This is a genomic window from Bradyrhizobium sp. CCBAU 45321, assembly GCF_028128975.1.
Lineage (GTDB): Bacteria > Pseudomonadota > Alphaproteobacteria > Rhizobiales > Xanthobacteraceae > Bradyrhizobium > Bradyrhizobium yuanmingense.
Window position 1 is genome coordinate 1 of sequence record NZ_LFKZ01000061.1, and the last position, 1,672, is coordinate 1,672.

General features: G+C 63.5%; 2 protein-coding genes. One reads left to right on the forward strand and one right to left on the reverse strand.

Annotated elements, in window-relative coordinates:
• A partial coding sequence (locus ACM43_RS09690) for an ATP-binding protein (RefSeq protein ID WP_271539864.1) occupies positions 1 to 340 on the reverse strand: 340 nt, incomplete at its 3' end.
• Between the two features lie 175 nt (positions 341 to 515).
• On the opposite strand from ACM43_RS09690, the gene ACM43_RS09695 reads away from it, so the two are divergent.
• On the forward strand, positions 516 to 794 hold the full coding sequence (locus ACM43_RS09695) for a hypothetical protein (protein ID WP_271539865.1): 279 nt from the start codon (positions 516 to 518) through the stop codon (positions 792 to 794).
• Positions 795 to 1,672 lie beyond the last annotated feature (878 nt).

The window sequence follows — 1,672 nt, forward strand, 5'->3', positions numbered from 1 at the left end:
CCGCTCTATCAGCCACAACTCTCTGAAACCGGAGCCGTCGCCTGATCAAAAGTGCGAAAGATTCTGGACAGTACCGCTTGGGGTCTAGCGACGGCTGGGCCGAGAAGTCGAAGCCGGAGAGATCGCGAACGAACGGGAAGCGAGCGAGTTTGAGGGTCATCTCGATGCGCCGCTCGTCCTTGCGGGCGATCTCGCGCTCGCACAGTAGCACCAGGGTCTCGCGCAGGCTCAGCTCTTGTCGGCCGGCCTCGTCCAATAGCCCATCCAACTGGTCGCGGACGGCGGTCAGCTTCAGGCGGGTCAGCATATCGCTCAGGCGATCGGAGACAGCGGCGCGCATCAGAAGCTCCCCCCGACGATTGCCTCATACTCGCCGAGCGGCCGCAGCAGCGCCGGCGGCACAACGGACGATCCTGCGAGCGCGCCAGCGCGGTTCGATCCAGTCAGGCCCGCAAAATGCTCGGGTCGACGACGCGGCGGCGACGACCGGCACAAATCGGATGGACGGCCACCTCATGGATCCCATGGTGGATGCGCACGAGCCGGGAGAGCGTGAGGTCGTCAGGGCGATCAGTCTTAAGCGTGCAGTGGTGCTGATCGCCAATCCGGCCCGTTGTCGTGCGGCGGCTGCCGCTGATCGTAAGCTTGGCCGAACGCCTTTTGTCTGCGGCCTGAACGTCTTCATTGTTCTTGACGGCAAGTGGCCCACGCAGGCCGCGTTTCGTTGGGTGAATTGCTACGCGGTCTCGTCAGCTTTCAGTCAGCTGGCCCCGGTACAAAACGGTTGGGTTTAGCGAGGGCGGCAGCCCGCTAAACTCATCGGCAGCGTGGGTGTGGCAGGATACGGGCCTTGATGCCTCCGTGGCTAACCGGCTCCGAGCCGCGCCCTCGCTGCTTCCGACTGGTGGGCAGGGATCAAGTAGTTAGGCTCGTCCTCCGACGACGATGACCTCCCGGCCAGCTTCCTCCGCTGCTATGAGGCTGGCCGTGTGGGAGTTGGCTGCTCGTGGCAGGGACAGCGCTTCCTCCGTGTATGCGTGGGGGATAAGCGCCGAGTCACGTTGCCGCAAACGTCAAAGGGTGGTGCGGGCGGGGATAGGGACAGTGTCTGATTCCAACGCAACCGAACAGCGCCGAGTCTCCGCACTGCCTGCGACCCCAAGTCACCCTTACCTGTCTTGGTAGTTGAACACGAGAAGCATGATGCTGCGCCCGCCATGCCTTCGGAGCGGCGCGGCGAGGCTCTCGTCGGTGCCCCGCTGACGTTCAGCCGTGATGAGTAATTGAAGTCGTTCAGCTGCGGCTAGCAGCTCCGGGTCGGGGTGGATCGTTTCGCTCGGCTTAGGCTCGGGCGCGATGGCGCGCTCGCAAGCCCTCAGCCAGGCCGGCAAAGACCGGGCCACGGTTCGTAGTTCATTGTGGCAGGTCTCTCTTGACGGGATTGGCGATGGGCCAGTGAGGCTCCGGACCTCTCAAGCACAGAGCCTCACCACGGAAAGGAGGACAACGCACTGGCCGCAACAGCGCGATCCCACCCTAGGCAGACTCGCCGCCACTAATTCTGCGATTTCCCGGTAAACCGTTTAGGCTGAACGACTGCCCGGCCGAACGACTGAACAACTGAGCGCCTTAAAGCTCCGAGAGCGACTCGCCCGCCCGACTAAACGGGTTT

Bases quoted from the DNA above. Each gene is read 5' to 3' on its own strand.
- ACM43_RS09695 (WP_271539865.1), top strand. From the start codon at position 516: ATGGATCCCATGGTGGATGCGCACGAGCCGGGAGAGCGTGAGGTCGTC.